The 20,704-nt window shown below is 43.7% G+C and carries 23 protein-coding genes and 1 tRNA gene; 12 read left to right on the top strand and 12 right to left on the bottom strand.

The annotated features are described in order from the left end of the window. Positions 1–40 precede the first annotated feature (40 nt). The 4 genes from METLIM_RS04490 (at position 41) to METLIM_RS04475 (ending at position 2,116) form a co-directional block, all read left to right on the top strand. Positions 41–238 carry a hypothetical protein gene (locus METLIM_RS04490; RefSeq protein ID WP_245543583.1) on the top strand — a complete coding sequence of 66 codons (198 nt, stop codon included), beginning with the start codon at positions 41–43 and terminating at the stop codon, positions 236–238. A gap of 227 nt (positions 239–465) precedes the next feature. Further along, positions 466–768: a hypothetical protein gene (locus tag METLIM_RS04485; RefSeq protein ID WP_004076744.1), complete on the top strand. Its 303-nt coding sequence runs from the start codon at positions 466–468 to the stop codon at positions 766–768. A gap of 43 nt (positions 769–811) precedes the next feature. Beyond that, positions 812–884, top strand: a tRNA-Asn gene (locus METLIM_RS04480). A 494-nt stretch (positions 885–1,378) separates the two neighbouring features. Then, on the top strand, positions 1,379–2,116 hold the full coding sequence (locus METLIM_RS04475) for a hypothetical protein (RefSeq protein WP_004076743.1): 738 nt from the start codon (positions 1,379–1,381) through the stop codon (positions 2,114–2,116). Positions 2,117–2,502: 386 nt separating this feature from the next. Here the strand turns inward: METLIM_RS04475 and METLIM_RS04470 are convergent, their stop codons facing one another. From METLIM_RS04470 to METLIM_RS04455, 4 genes are read right to left on the bottom strand one after another with little or no spacing between them, the layout of a single operon-like run. Beyond that, the gene (locus METLIM_RS04470) at positions 2,503–2,748 is read right to left on the bottom strand and encodes a 4Fe-4S binding protein (protein WP_004076742.1); all 246 of its coding nucleotides are present in this window, start codon (positions 2,746–2,748) and stop codon (positions 2,503–2,505) included. After that, a complete protein-coding gene (locus tag METLIM_RS04465; protein WP_004076741.1) occupies positions 2,745–3,272 on the bottom strand; it encodes a 2-oxoacid:acceptor oxidoreductase family protein in 528 nt (175 codons plus the stop codon). Before METLIM_RS04465 ends, METLIM_RS04470 begins: the two co-directional genes overlap by 4 nt. Further along, complete coding sequence (porA, locus tag METLIM_RS04460; RefSeq protein WP_004076739.1) at positions 3,272–4,384, bottom strand: 2-ketoisovalerate ferredoxin oxidoreductase subunit alpha; 1,113 nt, start codon at positions 4,382–4,384, stop codon at positions 3,272–3,274. Before porA ends, METLIM_RS04465 begins: the two co-directional genes overlap by 1 nt. Further along, positions 4,378–5,259 (bottom strand): thiamine pyrophosphate-dependent enzyme, encoded by an 882-nt coding sequence (locus METLIM_RS04455; RefSeq protein ID WP_004076737.1) that lies wholly within the window; start codon positions 5,257–5,259, stop codon positions 4,378–4,380. Before METLIM_RS04455 ends, porA begins: the two co-directional genes overlap by 7 nt. 169 nt (positions 5,260–5,428) lie before the next feature. Here METLIM_RS04455 and METLIM_RS04450 point away from each other — a divergent pair, with 169 nt between their 5' ends. Next, the gene (locus METLIM_RS04450) at positions 5,429–6,064 is read left to right on the top strand and encodes a J domain-containing protein (protein ID WP_004076735.1); all 636 of its coding nucleotides are present in this window, start codon (positions 5,429–5,431) and stop codon (positions 6,062–6,064) included. Between the two features lie 102 nt (positions 6,065–6,166). Beyond that, positions 6,167–7,078 carry a hypothetical protein gene (locus METLIM_RS04445; RefSeq protein ID WP_004076732.1) on the top strand — a complete coding sequence of 304 codons (912 nt, stop codon included), beginning with the start codon at positions 6,167–6,169 and terminating at the stop codon, positions 7,076–7,078. 106 nt (positions 7,079–7,184) lie between these two features. Here the strand turns inward: METLIM_RS04445 and truA are convergent, their stop codons facing one another. After that, complete coding sequence (gene truA / locus METLIM_RS04440) at positions 7,185–7,967, bottom strand: tRNA pseudouridine(38-40) synthase TruA (RefSeq protein ID WP_004076730.1); 783 nt, start codon at positions 7,965–7,967, stop codon at positions 7,185–7,187. Continuing rightward, positions 7,964–8,698, bottom strand: a complete 735-nt coding sequence (locus METLIM_RS04435; RefSeq protein ID WP_342633007.1) for a PHP domain-containing protein — start codon at positions 8,696–8,698, stop codon at positions 7,964–7,966. The genes truA and METLIM_RS04435 overlap by 4 nt, the downstream gene beginning before the upstream one ends. On the opposite strand from METLIM_RS04435, the gene METLIM_RS04430 reads away from it, so the two are divergent. Then, the gene (locus METLIM_RS04430) at positions 8,691–10,127 is read left to right on the top strand and encodes a dihydropteroate synthase-like protein (protein ID WP_004076726.1); all 1,437 of its coding nucleotides are present in this window, start codon (positions 8,691–8,693) and stop codon (positions 10,125–10,127) included. The genes METLIM_RS04435 and METLIM_RS04430 overlap by 8 nt on opposite strands. Before the next feature lie 89 nt (positions 10,128–10,216). Here METLIM_RS04430 and METLIM_RS04425 read toward each other — a convergent pair whose 3' ends face one another. Further along, positions 10,217–10,666 carry a universal stress protein gene (locus tag METLIM_RS04425; protein ID WP_004076724.1) on the bottom strand — a complete coding sequence of 150 codons (450 nt, stop codon included), beginning with the start codon at positions 10,664–10,666 and terminating at the stop codon, positions 10,217–10,219. 203 nt (positions 10,667–10,869) lie between these two features. Between METLIM_RS04425 and METLIM_RS04420 the strand changes: the two genes are divergently transcribed. Beyond that, complete coding sequence (locus METLIM_RS04420) at positions 10,870–11,241, top strand: metalloprotein (protein WP_004076723.1); 372 nt, start codon at positions 10,870–10,872, stop codon at positions 11,239–11,241. After that, positions 11,238–11,669, top strand: a complete 432-nt coding sequence (locus tag METLIM_RS04415) for an adenylyltransferase/cytidyltransferase family protein (protein ID WP_048145593.1) — start codon at positions 11,238–11,240, stop codon at positions 11,667–11,669. Before METLIM_RS04420 ends, METLIM_RS04415 begins: the two co-directional genes overlap by 4 nt. Positions 11,670–11,806: 137 nt before the next feature. Here the strand turns inward: METLIM_RS04415 and METLIM_RS04410 are convergent, their stop codons facing one another. The 5 genes from METLIM_RS04410 to METLIM_RS04390 form a co-directional block, all read right to left on the bottom strand. Next, positions 11,807–12,958 carry a PAS domain-containing protein gene (locus METLIM_RS04410; protein WP_004076719.1) on the bottom strand — a complete coding sequence of 384 codons (1,152 nt, stop codon included), beginning with the start codon at positions 12,956–12,958 and terminating at the stop codon, positions 11,807–11,809. A gap of 332 nt (positions 12,959–13,290) precedes the next feature. After that, positions 13,291–14,463 carry an iron-containing alcohol dehydrogenase gene (locus METLIM_RS04405; protein WP_004076717.1) on the bottom strand — a complete coding sequence of 391 codons (1,173 nt, stop codon included), beginning with the start codon at positions 14,461–14,463 and terminating at the stop codon, positions 13,291–13,293. 189 nt (positions 14,464–14,652) lie between these two features. Next, positions 14,653–15,822, bottom strand: coding sequence for a PAS domain-containing protein (locus METLIM_RS04400; RefSeq protein ID WP_004076711.1), 1,170 nt, complete (start codon positions 15,820–15,822; stop codon positions 14,653–14,655). 510 nt (positions 15,823–16,332) lie between these two features. Continuing rightward, positions 16,333–17,007, bottom strand: a complete 675-nt coding sequence (gene ribB / locus METLIM_RS04395) for a 3,4-dihydroxy-2-butanone-4-phosphate synthase (protein WP_004076710.1) — start codon at positions 17,005–17,007, stop codon at positions 16,333–16,335. Beyond that, the gene (locus METLIM_RS04390) at positions 16,997–17,671 is read right to left on the bottom strand and encodes a DUF120 domain-containing protein (RefSeq protein ID WP_004076709.1); all 675 of its coding nucleotides are present in this window, start codon (positions 17,669–17,671) and stop codon (positions 16,997–16,999) included. Before METLIM_RS04390 ends, ribB begins: the two co-directional genes overlap by 11 nt. A gap of 113 nt (positions 17,672–17,784) precedes the next feature. On the opposite strand from METLIM_RS04390, the gene METLIM_RS04385 reads away from it, so the two are divergent. Genes METLIM_RS04385 through METLIM_RS04375 form a run of 3 tightly spaced genes read left to right on the top strand, consistent with a single transcriptional unit; the run spans position 17,785 to position 20,704 of the window. Then, positions 17,785–18,486 (top strand): hypothetical protein, encoded by a 702-nt coding sequence (locus METLIM_RS04385; protein WP_004076708.1) that lies wholly within the window; start codon positions 17,785–17,787, stop codon positions 18,484–18,486. Positions 18,487–18,488: 2 nt separating this feature from the next. Beyond that, positions 18,489–19,538, top strand: a complete 1,050-nt coding sequence (locus tag METLIM_RS04380) for a hydroxymethylglutaryl-CoA synthase (protein WP_004076707.1) — start codon at positions 18,489–18,491, stop codon at positions 19,536–19,538. Then, positions 19,535–20,704 (top strand): thiolase domain-containing protein, encoded by a 1,170-nt coding sequence (locus METLIM_RS04375; protein WP_004076706.1) that lies wholly within the window; start codon positions 19,535–19,537, stop codon positions 20,702–20,704. Before METLIM_RS04380 ends, METLIM_RS04375 begins: the two co-directional genes overlap by 4 nt.

The following is a 20,704-nucleotide window of genomic DNA, read 5'->3' as shown; positions in this document are numbered from 1 at the left end:
TTATTCTGAAATGGATGACTCTGCAAAACAGATTTTTAAGATGAAATTTGCCAAGCTGACAATTATGCTCAATGTGATTATTCTTCTTGCTGCTCTTTCGGTTATTGCACTTTTTGGTGTGATCCCTTTTTACAGCATGACCATTGCAGCAGTCTGCGCGATATCTGCCATTCTGCTCTCTCTGGTTTTTAAGAGGCATTATGAGAGGGATAAGAACTGGCTGATGAGCCAGGACTGAATAATCAGATCCTGACTCATTATTTCTCATTTATGTTATATTTTATGCCGGTTACCGGTTCTTTAAGGTCGGTTCCGGTGCGCAGGCATATGAATATAATTATCTTCTGAATATGACATATTATCAAAAAGTTACCGGACAATTATCAGAATGTCTGAATTGTTCCGGCAGTATCATTCCGGGTTTTTAAGCGTCCGGATGCGAATATTTCAGTTTAAGGTTGGATTATGCTTCAGAAACTTCAGTCAGAGATTGAGCTTATCGGCAGGCACCTTGAGGTGATACTTGTTGTTGAAAAGAATCAGCCGATAGGTATTATGAAACTATCCGATATTCTTGGGATTCCGATGCACAGGGTCAGATATTCGTTAAAAGTCCTTGAACAGCTTGGTTATATCAGGGCTTCGCCTTCAGGAGCTGTTGCAACCGAAAAGGCATCTGAGCTTGTGGAAAACCTTGATTCAGAGATTGATGCCCTGATATTCCGGCTTGAGGATCTCAAGGTCAGGCTTTCCGGGAACATTTCGTAATGTTTATATCTGTATAAGGTAACATTGTATGGCAACACTGAGTGCCTCCATAACTCAGTTGGTAGAGTGTCTGGCTGTTAACCAGAATGTCACAGGTTCGAGTCCTGTTGGGGGCGTACTGCCTTAAGTTCAAGGCCCTTTTTTGTTTATCCTATTGTTTGTTTTTATTCTGTTTCTTTTACTGCATTTTTAAAGAACGCTTCTTCTGCGGTAATTTATGTAGCGCTATGTGTTTTTTACAATGTAGATATTTATCTGAATTCAATGAGATACTGCATAATTGTGGTTGATTTTTTTATTCAATATCCATATTTACCTTTTTTTTAAATTATCCCTTATTCTGGTTCACTTCCCTGGCTGTGGTTATAACTAAAAATCCCTGATTTCCGAAGTGGGCATGTTTAAGTGGAGTATTTTTTATTTTTCTCCCTTCTTTCTTTCCTCTCTTCTGTAATCATTCATCTGAGGTTACAGGATAGCAGTTAGTTTCACCCGGATGACTCTCTTATTCAGATCGTTTAACTCTGAGCATCAGTAACAATTATATTACATATTGTAAAACATATTTTACGTGGGCTGTATGAGGCAGTCCCGCTTTAGGAGGTAATAAATGAAGAAAAAAGGAATTATTGCGGCAGGACTGACTTTTCTGTTTCTGTCGGCAGTTATTGTATTCCCTGTATCTGCGGATGAAGGATTTGCAGATAAGAGCATCAACAGGGGAGAGATGATAACAAAAGCACTTGAAAATATTGAAGAGCAGGGCTATGATGTCAGTGACATTCGTGCAGCTCTTGAGTCCGGTGACAATGAAACCGCCCGTGAACTTATGAAAGCGTTCATGGACGGACATAAGGGAGAACTGACACCGCCTGAAGGTGCCGGTGAGAGAGAAGGCAGATATTCAGCATCCGGTGAAGCCGGGGACCGCATGAACACACACCTTGACAGTCTTGAGGAGCAGGGCTGTGATGTCAGTGACATTCGTGCAGCTCTTGAGTCCGGTGACAATGAAACCGCCCGTGAACTTATGAAAGCGTTCATGGACGGACATAAGGGAGAACTGACACCGCCTGAAGGTGCCGGTGAGAGAGAAGGCAGATATTCAGCATCCGGTGAAGCCGGGGACCGCATGAACACACACCTTGACAGTCTTGAGGAACAGGGCTGTGATGTCAGTGACATTCGTGCAGCTCTTGAGTCCGGTGACAACGAAACCGCCCGTGAACTTATGAAAGCGTTCATGGACGGACATAAGGGAGAACTGACACCGCCTGAAGGTGCCGGTGAGAGAGGAAATGGCAGATTCCCTCATAGAGGTTCCTGTGAGGGCACAGTTTCAGAATAGGCAGACTAAAGAGCCGCCTGGGCTGACATAATGAAGATAAACCATAATAACAATAATACAAAGCCTTTCCGCAGATAAGTGTCTATAATATTGACAAAATGTCCAGTATCTCCGTATTATAAACTGAAAATAACTTAAAAATCCTGATCTCAGCTCTCTCAAAAATAATCCCGCCCCCAAAACCCGGAAATGAGAGCGTCTGGTGTATGATGCCGGAATTTTAAATATACTGGAGCAGTTCCGCTCCTTTATATTTTAGTTAATTCCCTTAAATTTCATCCGGCATTTACAGGATTTATTGCCCGGAAGGATTTTGAGGCATCATTGCGCCCTGCCTGAAATGTATCCGGAAGGTTATGCTGAAAACTGCTTAAAAATTATTTTTTTTATTTCGATTCCCTGACCATTTTAATGGCCTTTTTAGGGCAGACATCTGCACAGATCCCGCATCCCTTGCAGAAGTCAAGATCAATATTATATTCCCTGTCAATGACTCCGTCCGGGCAGAATTTCTCGCAGTTTCCGCATTTATTACAGAGTTCCTGGTCAATTTCCGGTCTGAAAGTCCTCCATGACCCTGTCTTTCCGACAGCACCGGTCTTTGGCCTCGAAATAGCAAGTTTTGCACTCATATCTTCATCTCCTCATATGCCTTCATAGCCGCCTCTGCATTTCTCTCATCCTTAAACGCCTCTTTTATTGCAGTTCTTGCAGATTCCCTTGATACAAGTCCTAATTTTGCAAGAGCGCCCAGAAGAGGGGTGTTGAGAATCGGGCTTCCGGATATGACCAGGTCAAGGGATAGTGCGATATTTGTGAGGTCCACGTTGTAGGTCTTATAACCTTCAAACTCAGCAGGATTCGGGCTGTTGATGAGAACTGATCCGCCTTCCTTCAGACCGTCAAGAACATTTACTGTATCCATGACTCCCATATCAAGAACAATCACCAGATCGGGTTTTCTTATCTGTGAATAGATCTTAATCGGTCTGTCGTCAATTCTGATGAATGAGACAACAGGGGCGCCGCGCCTCTCAGCACCATAGAACGGTGCTGCGGTTGCGTTTTTTCCGTCAAGGAATGCGGCATGTGCGAGGAGCTTTGCTGCTGTAACTCCGCCCTGTCCGCCCCTTGAATGAAGCCTTATCTCGTACATTATTCATTCACCCCGAACCAGAATTCTGAATCTGTCTTTCTGTCCCTGACAAATCCGGCGATGTCGTCATATGTCACTTCCTGTCCTCCGAGTCCGGCAATGACCGAGTAAGGCTTAACATTGCACTTTGCCCTTATCTCATTTGCAACGATTCCACCGTACCCGAATGAATAGTCACGGTCTATTACAACAATATCCCGGCCCTCAAGCCTGCTCTTCAGGTCAGGAAACGGCCTGTACCAGCGTATTCTTACTGAACCTGCTTTAATGCCTTCTTCCCTGAGGATGTCAACCGCAACTTCCATCTCTTTGCCAAGAGTGCCCATTGCAACAATGATAACCTCGGCATCTTCGGCGCGGTAGTCCTCGGTCATGCCGTACTTTCTGCCAAAGCGCTTCTCAAATTCGATTTCTGTCTCTTCTATGACCCTGACCGAGTCGCGTTGTGCCCGTTCAATATCCCATCTGAATTTAAAGTGCTCGTTTGGCGGGGTGAGCGTGCCGTATCCGCCCGGATTGTTGACGTCAATCCTGTGTGGCAGGTCATTTTCCGGGATGAAATCCCCTGCTTCGACGGTCTCAAAGCCCTGCATGATATGGGTCAGCAGGAATCCGTCGAGGTTTATCATAACAGGCAGCAGGACATCATTGTCCTCTGCTATCCGGAATGCCATAAGCGTTGCATCATATGCCTCCTGCACGGTCGATACATATACCTGAAGCCATCCTGAATCGCGCATTGAGAGTGAATCCGACTGCTCGGCCCAGACATTCCACCCGGGACCAAGTGCACGGTTTGCATTTGCCATAACTATGGGCAGTCTTGCTGCGGCGACCATATGCAGCATCTCGCACATATATACAAGTCCGTGTGATGATGTTGCGGTGAATGTTCTTACACCTGCAATTGACGATCCCATGCAGGCCGCCATTGAGGAATGCTCGGACTCAACAGGAATATATCTTGATTCAAGCTCTTTTGAAGAGACAAAATCCGCAATATTCTCTACAATCTCTGTCTGTGGTGTAATCGGGTATGCAGCGACAACCTTTGGCTTTGCATCCCTTACAGCAGTGGCAACTGCCTTATTTCCGGTTGCGATAGTCAGCATATTCCTTCAGCCTCCTTCTTCAGTTTTTCAATCCCAAGGTCAACACTCTTCTGCAATGCCTGAATGTCCTCTTCTGTGGCTGTTTTAAACCTGCCCTGGACTTTAATGTAGTCGAGGACCGGAATTCTCTTCACCATTGCGGCCTTTGATGCACCTGTGATGCTCAGTTTTCCGTTCTCTCTCTCGTATAAGAGCCACATTCCGGACTTAACGGCAAGTTTTCCCATATCAATCGTCTTGTCTGACGGATATCTCCAGCCGGGGGGGCATGGTGCAAGCACATGCATAAACTTGGGGCCGGGAATTGAGAGCGCTTTTTTTATCTTTTTATAGAGATCCTCAGGATAGGCGCTGCATGCGGTTGCCATATATACAGGATTGTGTGCGGCAATTATTGCGTCCAGGTCTTTCTTGAATTCGGTTTTTCCGACCGGAGTTGTGGTCGTTCTTGCACCGAGTGGTGTTGCCCCCGAACGCTGCATGCCTGTATTTGAATATGCTTCGTTGTCATAGCAGATGTAGAGGAAATCTGTGCCCCTCTCAAGCGCACCCGAGAGCGCCTGTATGCCTATATCCACTGTTCCTCCGTCACCGGCAAAACAGATCACATTTGTCTCTTTTCCCTCGGCACGGAATGCCTCGCTCATACCTGAAGCGACTGCTGCCGCTGAAGCGAATGCGACATTGTACACCGGGATGTTCATTGCGGTATCAGGGTAAATCCCCTGGATAACACTTGTACAGCACGCAGGGACTACAAGGACTGTATCAGGCCCTGCGGCTTTTGTGACATACCGGAGTATCAGAGATGCACTGCATCCGGCACATGCCGACGTTGTTTTAAGAATATATTCCTCTTCCGGAATTTCTGCCAATATTAAAACCTCTCTTTAAGATTTGTCATAATTTATAATGATATTTTGGCTTGGCTCTCTGATTAATTTTAGCAAAGTCATTTTTTACCTTCAAAAGCCTCTTTTGGATTCTGAATCGGTTATTTACTTATAATTTCTGTTTAATATGAAATAAGCGGAGTAATATCCTATGCCGCAGAACTATTATGATATTCTTGGTCTCACTCTGGATTCGTCTTCCGAAGAGATTGTAAGTGCATACCGGAGCCTTGCAAAGGCCTTTCATCCGGATATATCGACCCATCCCAATGCAGAATCTCTCTTTATGAAGATTACTACGGCCTATGAGGTTCTTTCAGATCCAAAGATGCGCCGTGAATATGATTATTCACTGGGCCGGAACGGGGGTGATGCAGATGCAGATGGCGCCTTCGGTGGTGGTGCCGGAGGTGGCAGCAGATTTAAGGAGGGGCATTCTGACAGTGGTGCTTCATATGATAAGAACGGTTCAGAAGACGGCAGGGATGAATACTCACTTATGGCTGATTATGAATATTACTCTGAAAAACCTGAAAAATTCCTGATTGACGGTGAGGAGGTTGAAATCCAGTCTGCCCGGCATATTATCACAGGTGAACATGATTATATTGTCTACAATGACCGTCTGATAGATTCCGGAGGAATTTTGAGGTTTAAGCATGACGGTCAGGAGCGTTTCATGATAGATGGTGCTGAAACTGTCGTTAAAGACGCAGAGCACTACATACAGGGCGGATGTGAGTATGTTGTCATAGATGGTGAGAGCTATCTCATCAGGAAGATGTGATATTTCAGGCAGCTCTGCTGCTGAACCGGAAAGATATATCCGGTATAAGACAATAAGCTTAAATAATCTTAAAGAAATCTGAATTTTCAGAGGTGAGGTATAGTGAAATTACCTGATAAAAAATCAATTGAAGGATTGACTAAAAAAGTTGGTGAGGCTGTAAAACTGCCTTCTGATGAGGATAAAGGCGTTGTACCTGTTCCTGAGAACAAAGAGAATATGACGGAGGAGGAGCTTGAAAAATTCCGTGAGGATGAGAGGAAACGCATTGAAAAAGAGAAGAATGATAATGATATAGCTGAAAAGGCCAGAAAATATGAAGCTATAGAAGCCGAGAAAAAGGCTGAGGAGGAGCGCCTGCTGGCTGAGAAGAAGAAGGAGCAGGAACTTGCAAGGCTTGAGGCTGAAAGGCAGGCTGAGGAAGCAAAAAAAGAGAAAGAGCGTGAAGAGTGGGCGCGTGAAGAGGAGAAGAAGAAAGCTGAGGAAGAGAAGAAGCGTAAAGAGATTGAGTCGGAGATCTTGAAGAAACAGAAAGAGGAAGGCAGAACGGTGAGTCATACCGGGAGAAATATTCTCATTGTGGTTGTGCTCATCGTTGCAGTTCTCGCTGCCGGATATATATCTCTGGTCACCGGAAATGATCACCTTGAAGCATACGGCTATCCTCTCTCGTACAGTGCGCAGTATGATGTCAGGCTTCCGGATAACACAAACCTGGACTTTGCAGGCGTTCCTGTAACAGCTATAAGCAGCGGCGATTCTGCAATTCTTATGATTGATAATGTCAGAAGAACAATGGCGCTTGGAGAGAGTGCAACGTATCCTGCGAAGCATATAACGATAGGTATGTTTGGAATGGCGCTCTTTGACAGCGATTATCAGATTACCGCAACATACCGTGGAGTCGTTACGAACAAGGATGATTTCCTGGTAATTGCAAAGACTTCAGCACCTGTGCCGTCATGGATGGTCGGGATATTTAAGCCAGGGTCTGTGGATATAACCCCGGTCTGATAATAATAGTTCCGGCTGACAGGGGCACAGTTCCCCTTCCGGTTCTCTTTTTTATATTTAATCCGGGCTGTAATCGTTGTTAAATAGTTATTCTCTTAATTTTGCTTTAGTTTATTACTTCAAGAATTTTTCTGCCCTGCGCCAGTTTTCTCTCCTCTTCCTTTTTGAATTCCAGTGATTTTTCACCCGGAATCATCGGCTTAAATTCAGCTTCTGTTTTAAGGTCCCACAGAAGGAGTCCTTCAGGTGGCATAGCCGGATATCTTGGCATTCCAGGGTTTTCAAGTGCAGATCTGATCTCCTCAGGACTTAACAGTCCCTTTCCGCAGAGATTAAGTGCATATGCGAGGCACCGTACCATATTCCACAGAAAACTGTGCCCCTCTATCTCAAAGACAGTATATTCGCCGTCAGTGAACACCTCAGACTCCAGAATTTTCCTCTCCGGATCTTTGCCTTTAATCTTTGCAAAGGATGTGAAATCATGCACACCTTTTATGTATTGTGAGGCTTTCTGCATACTCTCATGGTCGAGGCCTTCTTCATAGAAGTAATACCTGTATTTCCGGCTGAAAACATCGTACCTTGGGTTGTAGCTGTCATCCACCTCTGCATATGCAAAGCACCAGATGTCACCCGGAAGTTTCTCATTGATTGCAAAGACTGCCCTTTCGGGATGGTCAGTAAAAAAAGAGCAGATCTGGCATCTTGCATGCACTCCCCTGTCTGTTCTTCCGGATATCGAAAATCCTGAACTCTTCCGGTCTCTGATAAGCCCGAGATCTATGCAGGCTGTTATAAATTCCCCTTCTACTGTCCTTCTGTTGGACTGCTGCTGTGACCCGTGGAAATTATCCCCAAAATACCCCAGTTTAAAGGCTATTTTCATCTTCTGTAAACTCTTCTTGCAATTTTTTTCTTCGTATTTCTGAAAGACTGCCTTGTATAGCTCCTGATAGGCGTCATCTTCCCCATTATCTCCACATTTCCCTCTTTTATTGCGGAAAAAACTGATTCCTGATCTTTCTCTGCGTCAATTATTGTTCTCCCGTAGCCGACAAATTTTGCATTGTGGGCATCGCTCCCGCCGACACAGGTTTTATTGAAATACGCGGCTTTTCTCTCAGCTTTTTTATTGGCAGTACCGAATATGTAACGGCTGTTGAAGGATTCTACCGCATCAACTATTCTGATTGCATCCTTTACCTTCAGTGCGGCACCGTGGCGCCACTGGTGGAAGGGGTGCGGCAGTATCAGGAAGGCGCCTTTCTCCCTTGCGGCGGCGACCGTCTTTTCAAAATCAATCTTTGGAGGTATTGCTTCTGTTATCCCCAGTGCGATGAGGTGGCCCTGTTTTGTCGATATCTCTATTCCGGGAATTACCAGAAGTTCCGGATAATATTCTTCGGCATATTCAACCGCTTTTAAGGCACCTTCAATGGTGTCATGATCGGTTATTGCAATTACGTCAAGTCCTGTTTTTACAGCCCTTGCAATTATATCTTCAACACTGCTCTCACCATCCCGTGAATAGTCAGTGTGAATATGCAGATCACAATTAAGCATCAGATCAGTAGTATTTTTCTTCATTGGATTACTTAACTGAAGTGTTATGCGCATACTACTTCCAACCGGAGAAGCGGCATATGAGACTGTCAGGAAGGCTTCGGAAGGTTTTGACGTGGATGTAAGGATTACGGGGAAAATTGCCTCTTTTCTGACCCCTTCAAAGCTTGAGAAGCTGATCCTTGAAGGTGATTACAGTATGGTTATAGTATCCGGGATGTGCACTGCGGACTTTTCAGGCGTTTGTGAGAGAACCGGGGTGCCTGTATATCTTGGCCCACGGCATGCGGCCGATATCGGCATGGTCCTCTCAATGTCCGGTGATATTGAACTCTCTACTGATATTCCGGCAGACGACCTCATATCATCGTGCAGGAAGCAGGAGGCCCGTAATAAACTTGAAGAGCTTGAATCCGCGGCAGGTTGTGATTTTACAATAAAAAGCCTTAAAATTGGCGGAGATTCCAGGATAAAAGTACTTGCTGAGATTATGGATGCGCATAAAAGACCGGATATAATATCAGAGGTGTTAAGATTCAGGAATTCCGGTGCAGACATAATAGACTTAGGGTTTGGCTTTGATGCCACAACTGACGATGTAATAAGGACATTTGAGCTTGTGAGGGGCGGAGCTGATGATATCATCTGCGCGGCCGATACGCAGGACCCTGCGCTCATCCGTGCCGCTCTCCCTTATGCTGACATTATTCTCTCACTTCAGGAGAGAAATATCCCTCTGGTAGCAGAAGATATTGCAAAATCCGGTGCTGCGGTGGTTGTTGTCCCGGGGGAGAGGTCACTTCAGGAGAATATCCGGTCTGCACAAAAATACGGCATTGGCAGGATAATTGCCGACCCTCTCCTGCAGCCCGCAGGTTCAGGTCTTCTGGACTCACTGTGTGATATTGTGGCATATAGTAAGACTGAAGAGGGGAGATGCCCGGTATTCTTCGGTGCCGGAAATGTGACCGAGCTTATTGATGCTGATTCAATAGGGGTCAATGCACTTCTATCTTCACTTGCGATGGAAGCTAAGGCTTCGATAATCTTTACGAGCGAACATTCGGACAAGACTGCCGGTTCTGTCCGTGAGATGAGGCGTGCTGTGGATATGATGCACCTCGCATCAGAGAGGCCGTACCCCAAGGATGTCGGACTTTCCCTCTTTTGTATTAAGGAGAAGAGAAAGAGGCGTGAACCTGAACCTGAATTTGACAGTATCAAAGAAGCGGATAAAATGCCTGATGAAGTATCTTTTGACCCATGCGGCAACTTCAGAATAGGTGTTGTAAACGGCAGAATTATTGCGGTGAACAACGGCACGGCAGTGACCGGTGACCACTGGGAGGATATATTCCATGAAGTAATGAAATCCGGAAAGATCTCACTGCTGGATCATGCCGCATATCTTGGCAAAGAACTCTATAAGGCAGAACTTGCAGTCAGATTCGGGCGAAGTTTTGAGCAGGACGGTCCTTTCTGAAGAGTTCTCTGAAAAATTTGTTCTTTAGTTGTCCGGATAAATATTTTTCAGGATTTATGTCGCGGATCTATTTTTGTTCTGTCCTCTGTTCAACCCCTTACAATCAGGGTTGATATTTTACTGTGTGTGACAACATATGAGCTGACACTTCCAAGAAGAAGCCTCTTTGTAATCCCTTTCCCTGTAGAACCTATCACTATGAGGTCAGCTTTCATCTCTTCAGCAAGTTCTGTGATAATATCTCTTGCATCTCCGATTTTAATCTGATAATTCACTTCGAAACCGGCAGAATCTGAGATTTCATGGCATTTATCTATGACCTTTCTGCCCTCTTCATTGAGCATCTTATAAATTCTCTCTGAGGTTGGGTCCATCACTCCTACTGACGGGTCAACAACGGATGTGCCGTATATTCCCGGATCTATTGCATAAACCGCATTAACTTCTGCTTTCCAGCCTTCTGCAAGTTCTATCGCTTTTAAAAGAGCCTTCCCGGAAGTCTCTGAACCGTCAACCGCCACAAGGATTTTTGAATACATAGTCTTCTGTAATGAATTATTGTTAATAAATCTTTCATAAATCGTCTGTTATACTGTCTGGTTATTTTTTAATGCCGTTTTTGTGATTATTCCATGAACTATGAATAAATCCTGTTGTTTTCAGCTGCTGACACCATTCTCTGTTGTATTAGTACTTCTTCGGAACAGTAATTATTCAGCAGGTTTAATATTTGAGGGTACAGATGCCCGATATTAAAATAAAGATGGAGCTTATAAAGACGCTTCTTGCTCTTGGGAAAAGTCAGCATCCTGATGAGTTTCTGGCCCTGCTTAAGGTAAATAACGGAGTTATTGATGAATTTGAGCTTGCACCCGGAACTATTACAGGGCGGACAAGTGCCAGTTTTTCCCAGTATATGCTTCCGCTATCAACAAATAATGCCGGAAGTGCACATTCTCATCCTTCAGGCGCTTTAAGACCTTCAGATGCAGATTTGAGGTTTTTTCCTGCGTCAGGAAGGTGGCATATTATAGTCGGGCCACCTTATGATCTCACATCATGGAGATGTTTCAGGGCTGACGGGCGTATAGCAGAACCTGAGGTGATATCCTGAAGAAAGTCGTTGCAACCGGGACATTTGATATACTTCATCCCGGTCATCTCTTCTACCTTGAGGAGTCCGGAAATCTCGGTGACCATCTGAGTGTCATTATTGCACGTGATGTGAATATTAAACATAAGCCAAAGCCTGTAGTTCCTGAATATCAGAGGCTCAGGATGGTTTCGGCTTTAAAGCCGGTGGATTATGCAAGACTCGGTGACGATAAGGATATGTTTCTGCCTATTGAGGAGATTAATCCCGATATTATTACGATAGGATTTAACCAGTATTTTAATATCGAAAATCTGAAAAAATCTCTTATTGAGAGGGGTATAGAAGCAGACGTTGTCAGAGTCGGGGCTTATGAGGGTGAGGGTTTTTGCAGTTCCAGAAATATTATGGAAGAGATACTTATCAGAAGATGCAGCGGTTCTGATTAGGCTGACCTGTACTTCAGGCTCTTCCTTAAGCCTCTTAATGTCACATCATATCCGGGTAAAATGACGCTATGCAATGTGTTCATCTGCATGGTTACTTTTCACTCCGGTAAGGTTGCTGAATATCTATCTGCAGATATTCACTGATGAAGGTCGAGATAATTGATAACTTCCCTGATATCTTTTCTGTCAATTAATGACACAGCATAATGTTTTGCAATCATTTTCCGGACTTTTTCAGATTCGAGCCATCCGACATCAAGTTTTCTTACAATACTGTCAATCTCACATACATATGGCATGATCTTTTCAGACAGTTCAGGGTCTTTTAAATCAACAATTCCGGCTATCGCCTGGAGCGGGTTTCTGATATGATCGTTTAGGATTGCAAACTGCTCCATATTTCGGTCTATCTGCTCAAAAGCTTCCTTTTTAATCTGCTCTGTAAGCTGTTCTGCCGTGATGTCCTTAATTACAAGAACAGTCTGGCCAACTCTGCCGGAATCAATTATTGGGATTTTTTTGATGTCATATACGGCAGTTTCATCTCCGGAATTGACTTTTCTTGCAAAATTAAGAATATCGTCCGATAATAATAGTTCCTTGACATTGGATATGTCCTGCTCTGTGATCGGCTCTAAGAATAAATTCAGTCTGATGCCCGGTTTTAAATCCCCTGCGTCCCATTTGAGGTAAAGGTCTGCAAAACTGTCATTGAAGAGTACAATTTTTAAATCACGGTCCAGTACAACAACTGCATCCTGTATTGCATCTATTGTTGTTCTCAGCTGAAGTTCAGACTCAAGTATTGCCCTCTCCATCATTCTCTGTCTGGTAATATCCCTGCATACCACTGATGCAAATATATTACCTCCGAATTTTGATTTTCCAAGGCTTACTTCAACAGGTATTTTTTCCCTGTCTTCTGCCGGATGGGTTTTCAGGAAACCTCTTAATATTTCTGACTCTCTGCATTCAGTATTAAGTCTGATTTCAATCGGTATTTTATCCTCAAATTCAAGTATTTTACCAATCTTTTCAGGATTCAGATTTTCATGAGTGAGTCCTGTTGCAGCCAGTGCCATATGATTAGCGTCAATAATCTCTCCTCCGGGACATGATATTATAAAGACCATATCAGGGGTCTGTTCAATTACTGCCCTGAATCTCTCGAGTTCTCTCTGCTTGTCAAGAAGTGCCGGATAATAATTTTTCCTGATTGAAGCTTCACCAAGGCCGATAATTCCTTTTCTTACTTCTTCAAGGTTATTACCGTAATTATTTTCATCCATATTCTGAATTTCCTGAATTTTCTGGTTTTGCTTCTTCTAACACCGGCTATATAATCGGGTGAAAAGATTCTTTACGCCTGAATATTATGTGTTTAACGGATCATTTTTACTTTTTGTAATCCGGCATATATTAATTGTCAGATTGTGGACAGGTTTTAATTGTCTGTCTGCAATTCCATACTGATATTTTCATTGATACCGGAATTACTTCAGGTACAGATTCGGCGTAAATGAATTAAAATAGTTCTTTCATTTAAAAAAGGTATGTGTATCTGTTTTTAATTTTAAGATCTAAATAATAGCTGAATTTATTTGAACTGAGTTTAGTTATATTATGGGATTTGTATACCGGAGATTTCTCTCCATATTTTTCCAAGCTCATCTTCGTTTGGGATGCCGGGATTTGTAGCAATGCATGGATCATTGCTGGTTCTTTTAACAATTGTCTCTTCAAGATCTCTTTTTGGCCTGAACTCACCGATAATCTTTCCTGTATATTCTCCTGCGACATCGTATATGGCATTTATCAGAGTTTCTTTCAGTTCGGCATCTGTGAGGCGTGATTCATCTATTCCCATTGCAGCTGATATTTTTCTGTATTTTTCCGGGCAGAAAGCGTAATTATAATTAATTGCAGGACCTGCTACAAGCATTGAGCTGACTCCGTGGGAAATGTCAAGAAGCCCGCCTATCGAATGAGACATCGCGTGAATGAGGCCAAGACCTGCATTAGAGAAGGCAAGGCCGGCGTAGAGGCTTGCAAACATCGTCTTTTCCCTGAGTTCAATATTTAAGGGGTCTTCTGCAACTTCCACAAGTCCGGATGAAAGCTCCTCAATTGCTTTTAATGCAAAGATGTCAGTAACTCTTGAAGAACCGTTTGAGCAGAATGCCTCTACTGCGTGGAAGAGTGCATCAATTCCACTCCCGTATGTAACTTCTTCTGGTTGTGTTGTCAGGGTCTGCGGGTCAAGGAGTGATACGTCAGGCACCACTGATTTGGATATGATGAGTTTTTTATATTTATTGTCGCTTATGACTGCGTATTGCGACACATCTGCCGAACTTCCTGCTGTTGTGGGGATGCATATTAGCGGGGGCATTGGACTGGATACAAGATCTACTCCTATATATTCGGTGATGTCACCGCCATTTGCAGCGATAATTCCTATTCCTTTTGCACAGTCAAGGGTGCTTCCGCCTCCGACAGCAACAATTCCATCACATCTGTTTTCCCGGAATAGTTCTGCACCTTTCATGACCTCATATCTCTTGGGATTTTCGGTAACGCCGGAGAATTCAGTATATTCGACTCTTTCTTCATCAAGGCTGTGCAGTATTTCATCCATCCACCAGATATTGGATATATTTGGATCTACTGTAAGCAGCACTTTTCCGGCCCTGAAGTTTTTTGCATATCTGCCGGCAAAAATTCTGGAGTTAATTCCGGTGATAAATTCCGGGCTTACAAATTTTCTCAATTCCCCCATATTTTCGTCCTGCATGATATTCTCCTCTATTGACTCTGGTGTCTTTATACCGGATTAACCTTTTGGGATTGATTTATTCTCCTGTTCAGAATAGTCTATATTAAAACCGGTTTTGTCAGAATGCCGTGACTGGCGTATGGTAATTACAAATATTTGCTGTAATATGTGTAATCTGAATGTTCTCTTCGGGATTGGTCCGGTTTATTAATTTTCAGGATTCTCATCTTTATTCCTGGATATTTCCGGTGGAGAAAGATTCTGCCTTTTATGAACTTTTATTCCGTAATGCCTGATGAGCATCTCACGTACTTTGTCTGAGTCTATCCAGCCTGAGTCAAGCTTTTTTACGATATCATCAATCTCTCTTGCCTGTTCAATAATTTTATTTGAAAAGTCCGATCCTTCGAGATCTGCAAGCCCGACAATTGCCTGAAGCGGGTTTCTGATATGATCGTTTAATATTGCAAACTGTTCCATGTTTTTCTCTATCTGGAAGAATGCCTCTTTTTTGATATCTTCGAGTTCATGGTGTTTTGTTCTGTCCCTTAAAAGAGTGACTATCTTTCCAACACTGCCTTTTTCTTCCACCGGCGTTTTAATAACTTCATATATCTTTTTTTTGCTGCCGGTTTCAATTTTAAGGGTTGTATCCAGCCTTGCCCCGGATCTGAATATATATTTATATTCCAGTCCGTGCTTTCCTGTCAGGTATGGTGCTACTTCCATCAGTGAAGATCCAATTATCTCTCCATTATGGCCATTTTTTTCGGTTAATTTTTCAAATGCAGTGTTGCAGATTATTATATTTAAGTCACTGTCCACAACCACCATCTCATCCGGTATGGAATTTATTGTGACTCTGTAATGGTATTCTGATTCTCTGATTAATGAGTGCATTTTTTCATATTCTGTAATATCTCTGGCAATTATTATCAGGCAACGGGTTTTTCCAAAGGTAACTTCATCTATTGTGTATTCAGCAATGAGTGTACTGCCATCTTTCTTATACAGAAATGATTTTTCAGGCGCTATAGCCTTATACGAATTTATACTGTCAGTTTCTGTGTTTTTTTCCGGAATCTGTATGATGTCGTTAAGAGTGAGATTTAAATAATCTTCCCTGCTGTATCCAAGGTCTCTGAGGGCAGACTGATTCATATCAAGAACTCTCAGGTCATCTGTCCTGACTACTATTATGCATTCAGCAAACCTGTTCGCAAGAAGGTGGAATTTTTCAACTTCTGTCTGCGTCTCATGGCTCTGATGGCAGTTACTCTTTCTGAATGAATTTTTTCCGTGGCCGGTCAGCACCTGTCTTAATTCATCCAGTGGTAATCTATTGCTATTCTCCCCGGAATTATTATTATCATGCATGAAATTCTGACATATGTACTGGTATTTTTGGCTGTGGGTTATTTTCTTATTGTTCCTTATTTTTCTGCGAGAATATATTTTTGTTTTCTTAACCTTACTAATACTCTAATTAACTGTTTTTAATTATAATATATTTTAGTTTCTCTTTCTGACGGAAAGTGGATCAGTTACGACGATTTTTTTTACATCTGTTATCATTTTCTTAAACCGGAAAGATTTATAGTGCACTGCATAATGTCTGGGATGATCGGAGTGTAAAGGAGATTATTCCAGATCATGCCCTTATACCGCACTTCATAGTAATAAGCATACTTTCCTGACCATTCCGGAAAGTTCTGCAATATACTATACTGTCAGCGTTCAATCTTCATATTGCACTGAAAAACCGTTTTTCCGGATATTTTAAGAAATTCTAAGCATTATCTCTCCGGTTGGTCTGATCCGGGATTATTACTCTGTCTGCTGTTTATATTTAGTTAATCTGAGGGAAAAATAGAGTTTTTATAGTTATTAGTTGTTTTTGGTTCTGTTCCAGTATTCTACAATCTCTGATCCTTCAATAAATATGAGATTATGCTCTTCTGCATATTTTTTTGCATCCTCTTTTGTGAGCGCCCTTCCGGATTTGTCATCGAGCATCTCGCATATTGTGATGCACGGTGTGATTCCTGCAATGTTTGCAAGAGCAATTGACAGTTCGGTCTGACCTCTTCTCTGGTCAAGAAGTCTTTCGTTTGCCCTCAGTGTAGCCATATGGCCCGGTGTCCTGAACTCTTCAGCAAAAGTCGGACTCCCGCCGTTTGCAGCTTTTTTCACATGCTCTGCAAGCTTATTTGCAGTCAGGGTTCTGTCATTGTCGGTAATTCCGGTAAATGTATCGCGGTGGTTCAGAAAGAGGGAGAAGGATGAGTGGTTTGCAGAGTCATATGGTATATCTCCAATCTTTTCAACAAGGTTTGTGCCGGAGAGTGCATCACCTGCAAAGGGAAGTCCCAGTTTTTCTGCAATTCTGCCTTCGATGGCTGTGCAGATGAGACCACCTGCGTCATTTCTCATCCTTGCGATAATTTCAGGTGTTACTGCGTCTGCTCTTACTGCGAAATCTGTTTCGCCCTCACGATCATCAAAATCAAAAATAAGGACTATATCGCCGTCTTTTAGTGCTTTTACTGCTTTATCTATCATTGTATTCAACCTCTACTGTAATTATGTCTCCGTCTTTTAGCCCTTCTTTATCCCTGAGCCTGACTTCCGATATTATCTCCACGGTATCTTCGGGATAATGTGACCTTCCTGGCACGATTATTGCGCACATGTAGCCGCCTATGCTGCATTTCAGACATCCTGCACTTCCGAAGGTTCTGTCATTGGATGTAAATCCGGTTATCTCTGTCCATCTCAGGTTATCCAGTTTTCTTCTGGCTTCAATACCTGCGGGGTCGAGCTTAAGGTTGAGCGTGCCGGGATATGGCTCAAAACCAAGTTTTTCCTTAAACTGAACCAGGTATTCAGGAATACTGACGTAATATCTTCCTTCGCCAAGTCCGCTGACAACTTTTCCTTCAAATCTGAAATAGCCTTTTTCTCTCTCAAAAATACTTTTATAGTCGGCATATTCTTTTCTGAGAAGGTTCTCCCCGCTCTCTGTTATCATTATATACTGGCCGTCTGTCCTGCTGGATCTGGTAATTAATCCTTCATTTTCAAGTGAGATCAGTCTTCTTGAGGCAGTCTGTTTGCTTGTTCCAAGTTCCTCTGCAAGTTTCAGAGATGATATGGCTACAGAACTGTTTATTCCTCCCAAAAGTCCGATTTTTTTTAATGGTACAAGATCATCTGCCTGGGACATCAAATATCAGATCTGGCGTTCATCCCATATATGGATTGGCATTCGCATCATTTCGCGGAATGCCGAAGGGCCTTTCGCTAATTATATTAATCATGACTAACTCATACTTATGTATGAAATCCGCACTGCGGAACCGACTTGCCGAAAAGATGGCCGGAGAGATCACCATGTCCGATTCTCCCGGAGATGCACTCCGAAAATGGAGGCTTAACTTTAATATCCCTCCGGGTGTGCTGGCAGATAAACTTGAGGTTTCTCCGTCAGTCATCTCCGATTATGAAGGTGGACGGCGAAAAAGTCCCGGTACTGCTGTTGTCGGAAAGATTGTTGATTCAATTTTAAAAATTGATGAAGAGAATGGCGGCAGGTACATGAAGAAGTATGCCAAGATTCTCTACAGTGATTTTGACGATGAAGTAATTTATGATATGCATGACTACGATGCCTCGATCTCACTGCGGACTCTCAGTGACGCAATCGGGTGTCAGCTTCTTACCGGAAATACTTCGTCCAGGATTTACGGATATACTATTGTCAACAGTCTCAACGCAATTACCCAGTTATCTTCCGGCGAATTTAACAAAATTTACGGCTGGAGCACTGAGAGAGCGTTGATTTTCACAAACATTTCAACAGGCAAATCGCCTATGATAGCGATCCGCGTCACTCCTTTTAAGCCAAGGGCAGTGATCCTTCAGGGTATCACTACTGATAAAATCCATCCGCTTGTCTTTGAACTTGCAGCAAAGGATAAGATCACCCTGCTGAGCACTGAAATGGAAGTTGACAGGATCATAGAAATTCTGAGGGAATAAACATGGTAGGAATTATTACATACGGTGCATATATCCCAAGATTCAGGATAAAAACGGAGGAGATCGCACGTGTCTGGGGTGCAAACGGCAAAGAGATTGCCGCCGGACTCGGTGTGATGGAGAAATCCGTTCCTGATCTTGATGAGGATACTATTACTATATCGGTCAGTGCTGCAAGAAATGCCCTTTTAAAAAGGGATGTTAATCCGGATGATATCGGCGCCGTCTATGTCGGCAGTGAATCTCATCCTTATGCAGTCAAACCAACGGCAGTAACAGTCGGTGAAGCAATAGGTGCAACCCCTGTTATGACAGCTGCAGATTATGAATTTGCATGCAAGGCAGGAACTGCCGGAATTCAGACCTGTATGGGTCTTGTAAAAAGCGGTATGATAAAGTGCGGCCTTGCCATAGGAACTGACATCGCCCAGGGAGCACCCGGAGATGCTCTTGAATACACCGCCGCTGCCGGCGGCGCTGCATTTTTCATCGGTAATGATGATGTAATCGCCGAGATCAATCACACCTGTTCATTTACAACCGATACTCCGGACTTCTGGAGAAGAGAGGGACAGGCATACCCCAGACACGGCGGAAGGTTCTCAGGTGAACCTGCATACTTTAAGCACATTCAGGGCGCTGCAAAGATGATGCTTGAACATATGGGCACAAAACCTTCAGATTATGATTATGCAGTCTTTCACCAGCCCAATGCCAAATTCCCAAGAAGCGTAGCAGCTATGCTTGGTTTCACCTCTGAACAGATCAAACCGGGTCTTGCAGTTCCTACGCTTGGAAATACCTACTCCGGTGCTGTCCCTGTCGGACTATCAGCGACACTTGATGTTGCAAAACCGGGTGACAAAATATTTGTTACTTCATACGGTTCCGGTGCCGGCAGTGATGCTTTTGACATAACAGTAACCGATGCAATTGAGACAGAAATAGACCGAAAGGCCTCACCGTCTGTTGCAGATATGCTAAATGACAAGGTCTATCTGGACTATGCACAGTATGCCAAACATAAAGGAAAAATTGTGATGCAAAAATGAGAGATGTAGCAGTTATTGGAATTGGCCTCACCGAATTCGGTGAAAAGTGGGATACATCATTCAGGTCACTCTGCGTTGAGGCGGGGGCAAAGGCACTTGAGGATGCGAACCTTGACGGCGATCAGATAGATGAGATGTTTGTCGGAAATATGAGTGGGGGCCGTTTTGTTCTTCAGGAGCATATCGGTGCACTTATATCCGACTACTCCGGCCTTGCATCGACAAATCACATCCCTTCAACGAGGACTGAAGCCGCATGTGCATCCGGAGGACTTGCTTTCAGGCAGGCAGTAACCACAGTTGCATCAGGTATGCAGGATATTGTCATTGCAGCAGGTGTTGAAAAGATGACTGATGTCGGCGGCGGCGAGACGACTGACACACTTGCAGGTGCTGCTGACCGTGAGTGGGAAGGCATCTATGGGGTGACTTTCCCTGCACTTTATGCTATGATTGCACAGGATTATATGCACCGCTATGGCCTTACACGCGAGCAGCTTGCACAGGTTGCAGTCAAGAACCATTACAATGGTGCAAGAAACCCTATCGCACAGTTCAGAAAGGAGATCTCAATTGAAGCTGTGATGAGATCAACACTTGTTGCAGATCCGCTTAGGCTCCTTGACTGTTCACCTGTAACTGATGGTGCAGCAGCAGTAATCGTATGTCCTCTTGAGAGAGCAAAGGAATTTACTGACACCCCTATTCAGGTTCTTGCATCCACACAGGCGACAGATACACTTTCACTGCATGACAGGCGTGATATCAGCACACTTGATGCAACTGTCGCTGCCGGAAACCGTGCCTTTGATATGGCAAAGCTTGAGAGGAAGGATATAGACTTTGTTGAGGTTCACGACTGCTTCACAATTGCTGAACTCTGTGCAATAGAGGACCTTGGATTCTGTAAGAAGGGTGAGGCCGGAAAACTTACTGAAGAAGGTTACACTGCACTTGACGGAGATCTCCCGATAAACCCAAGCGGCGGTCTTAAGGCCTGCGGTCATCCTGTCGGTGCTACCGGTGTGAAACAGATATGTGAGATTGTTGAGCAGCTGAGAGGCGAGGCAAGCGGAAGACAGGTTGCCAATGCTGAGATTGGAATGTCGCACAATGTCGGCGGAACCGGTGCTACTGTTGTATGTAATATTTTAAGGAGGGCCTGA

It is taken from the genome of Methanoplanus limicola DSM 2279 (assembly GCF_000243255.1).
Taxonomy (GTDB): domain Archaea; phylum Halobacteriota; class Methanomicrobia; order Methanomicrobiales; family Methanomicrobiaceae; genus Methanoplanus; species Methanoplanus limicola.
This window is presented reverse-complemented; position numbering and strand designations above follow the sequence as displayed.

Excerpts from the sequence above, each read along its gene's own strand:
- METLIM_RS04490 (WP_245543583.1), top strand. The coding sequence starts at position 41 with ATGAAATTTGCCAAGCTGACAATTATGCTCAATGTGATTATTCTTCTT.
- METLIM_RS04485 (WP_004076744.1), top strand. The coding sequence starts at position 466 with ATGCTTCAGAAACTTCAGTCAGAGATTGAGCTTATCGGCAGGCACCTT.
- METLIM_RS04475 (WP_004076743.1), top strand. The coding sequence starts at position 1,379 with ATGAAGAAAAAAGGAATTATTGCGGCAGGACTGACTTTTCTGTTTCTG.
- METLIM_RS04470 (WP_004076742.1), bottom strand. The coding sequence starts at position 2,748 with ATGAGTGCAAAACTTGCTATTTCGAGGCCAAAGACCGGTGCTGTCGGA.
- METLIM_RS04465 (WP_004076741.1), bottom strand. The coding sequence starts at position 3,272 with ATGTACGAGATAAGGCTTCATTCAAGGGGCGGACAGGGCGGAGTTACA.
- porA (WP_004076739.1), bottom strand. The coding sequence starts at position 4,384 with ATGCTGACTATCGCAACCGGAAATAAGGCAGTTGCCACTGCTGTAAGG.
- METLIM_RS04450 (WP_004076735.1), top strand. The coding sequence starts at position 5,429 with ATGCCGCAGAACTATTATGATATTCTTGGTCTCACTCTGGATTCGTCT.
- truA (WP_004076730.1), bottom strand. The coding sequence starts at position 7,967 with ATGAAAATAGCCTTTAAACTGGGGTATTTTGGGGATAATTTCCACGGG.
- METLIM_RS04430 (WP_004076726.1), top strand. The coding sequence starts at position 8,691 with ATGCGCATACTACTTCCAACCGGAGAAGCGGCATATGAGACTGTCAGG.
- METLIM_RS04435 (WP_342633007.1), bottom strand. The coding sequence starts at position 8,698 with ATGCGCATAACACTTCAGTTAAGTAATCCAATGAAGAAAAATACTACT.
- METLIM_RS04425 (WP_004076724.1), bottom strand. The coding sequence starts at position 10,666 with ATGTATTCAAAAATCCTTGTGGCGGTTGACGGTTCAGAGACTTCCGGG.
- METLIM_RS04420 (WP_004076723.1), top strand. The coding sequence starts at position 10,870 with ATGCCCGATATTAAAATAAAGATGGAGCTTATAAAGACGCTTCTTGCT.
- METLIM_RS04410 (WP_004076719.1), bottom strand. The coding sequence starts at position 12,958 with ATGGATGAAAATAATTACGGTAATAACCTTGAAGAAGTAAGAAAAGGA.
- METLIM_RS04405 (WP_004076717.1), bottom strand. The coding sequence starts at position 14,463 with ATGCAGGACGAAAATATGGGGGAATTGAGAAAATTTGTAAGCCCGGAA.
- METLIM_RS04400 (WP_004076711.1), bottom strand. The coding sequence starts at position 15,822 with ATGCATGATAATAATAATTCCGGGGAGAATAGCAATAGATTACCACTG.
- ribB (WP_004076710.1), bottom strand. The coding sequence starts at position 17,007 with ATGATAGATAAAGCAGTAAAAGCACTAAAAGACGGCGATATAGTCCTT.
- METLIM_RS04390 (WP_004076709.1), bottom strand. The coding sequence starts at position 17,671 with ATGTCCCAGGCAGATGATCTTGTACCATTAAAAAAAATCGGACTTTTG.
- METLIM_RS04385 (WP_004076708.1), top strand. The coding sequence starts at position 17,785 with ATGAAATCCGCACTGCGGAACCGACTTGCCGAAAAGATGGCCGGAGAG.
- METLIM_RS04380 (WP_004076707.1), top strand. The coding sequence starts at position 18,489 with ATGGTAGGAATTATTACATACGGTGCATATATCCCAAGATTCAGGATA.
- METLIM_RS04375 (WP_004076706.1), top strand. The coding sequence starts at position 19,535 with ATGAGAGATGTAGCAGTTATTGGAATTGGCCTCACCGAATTCGGTGAA.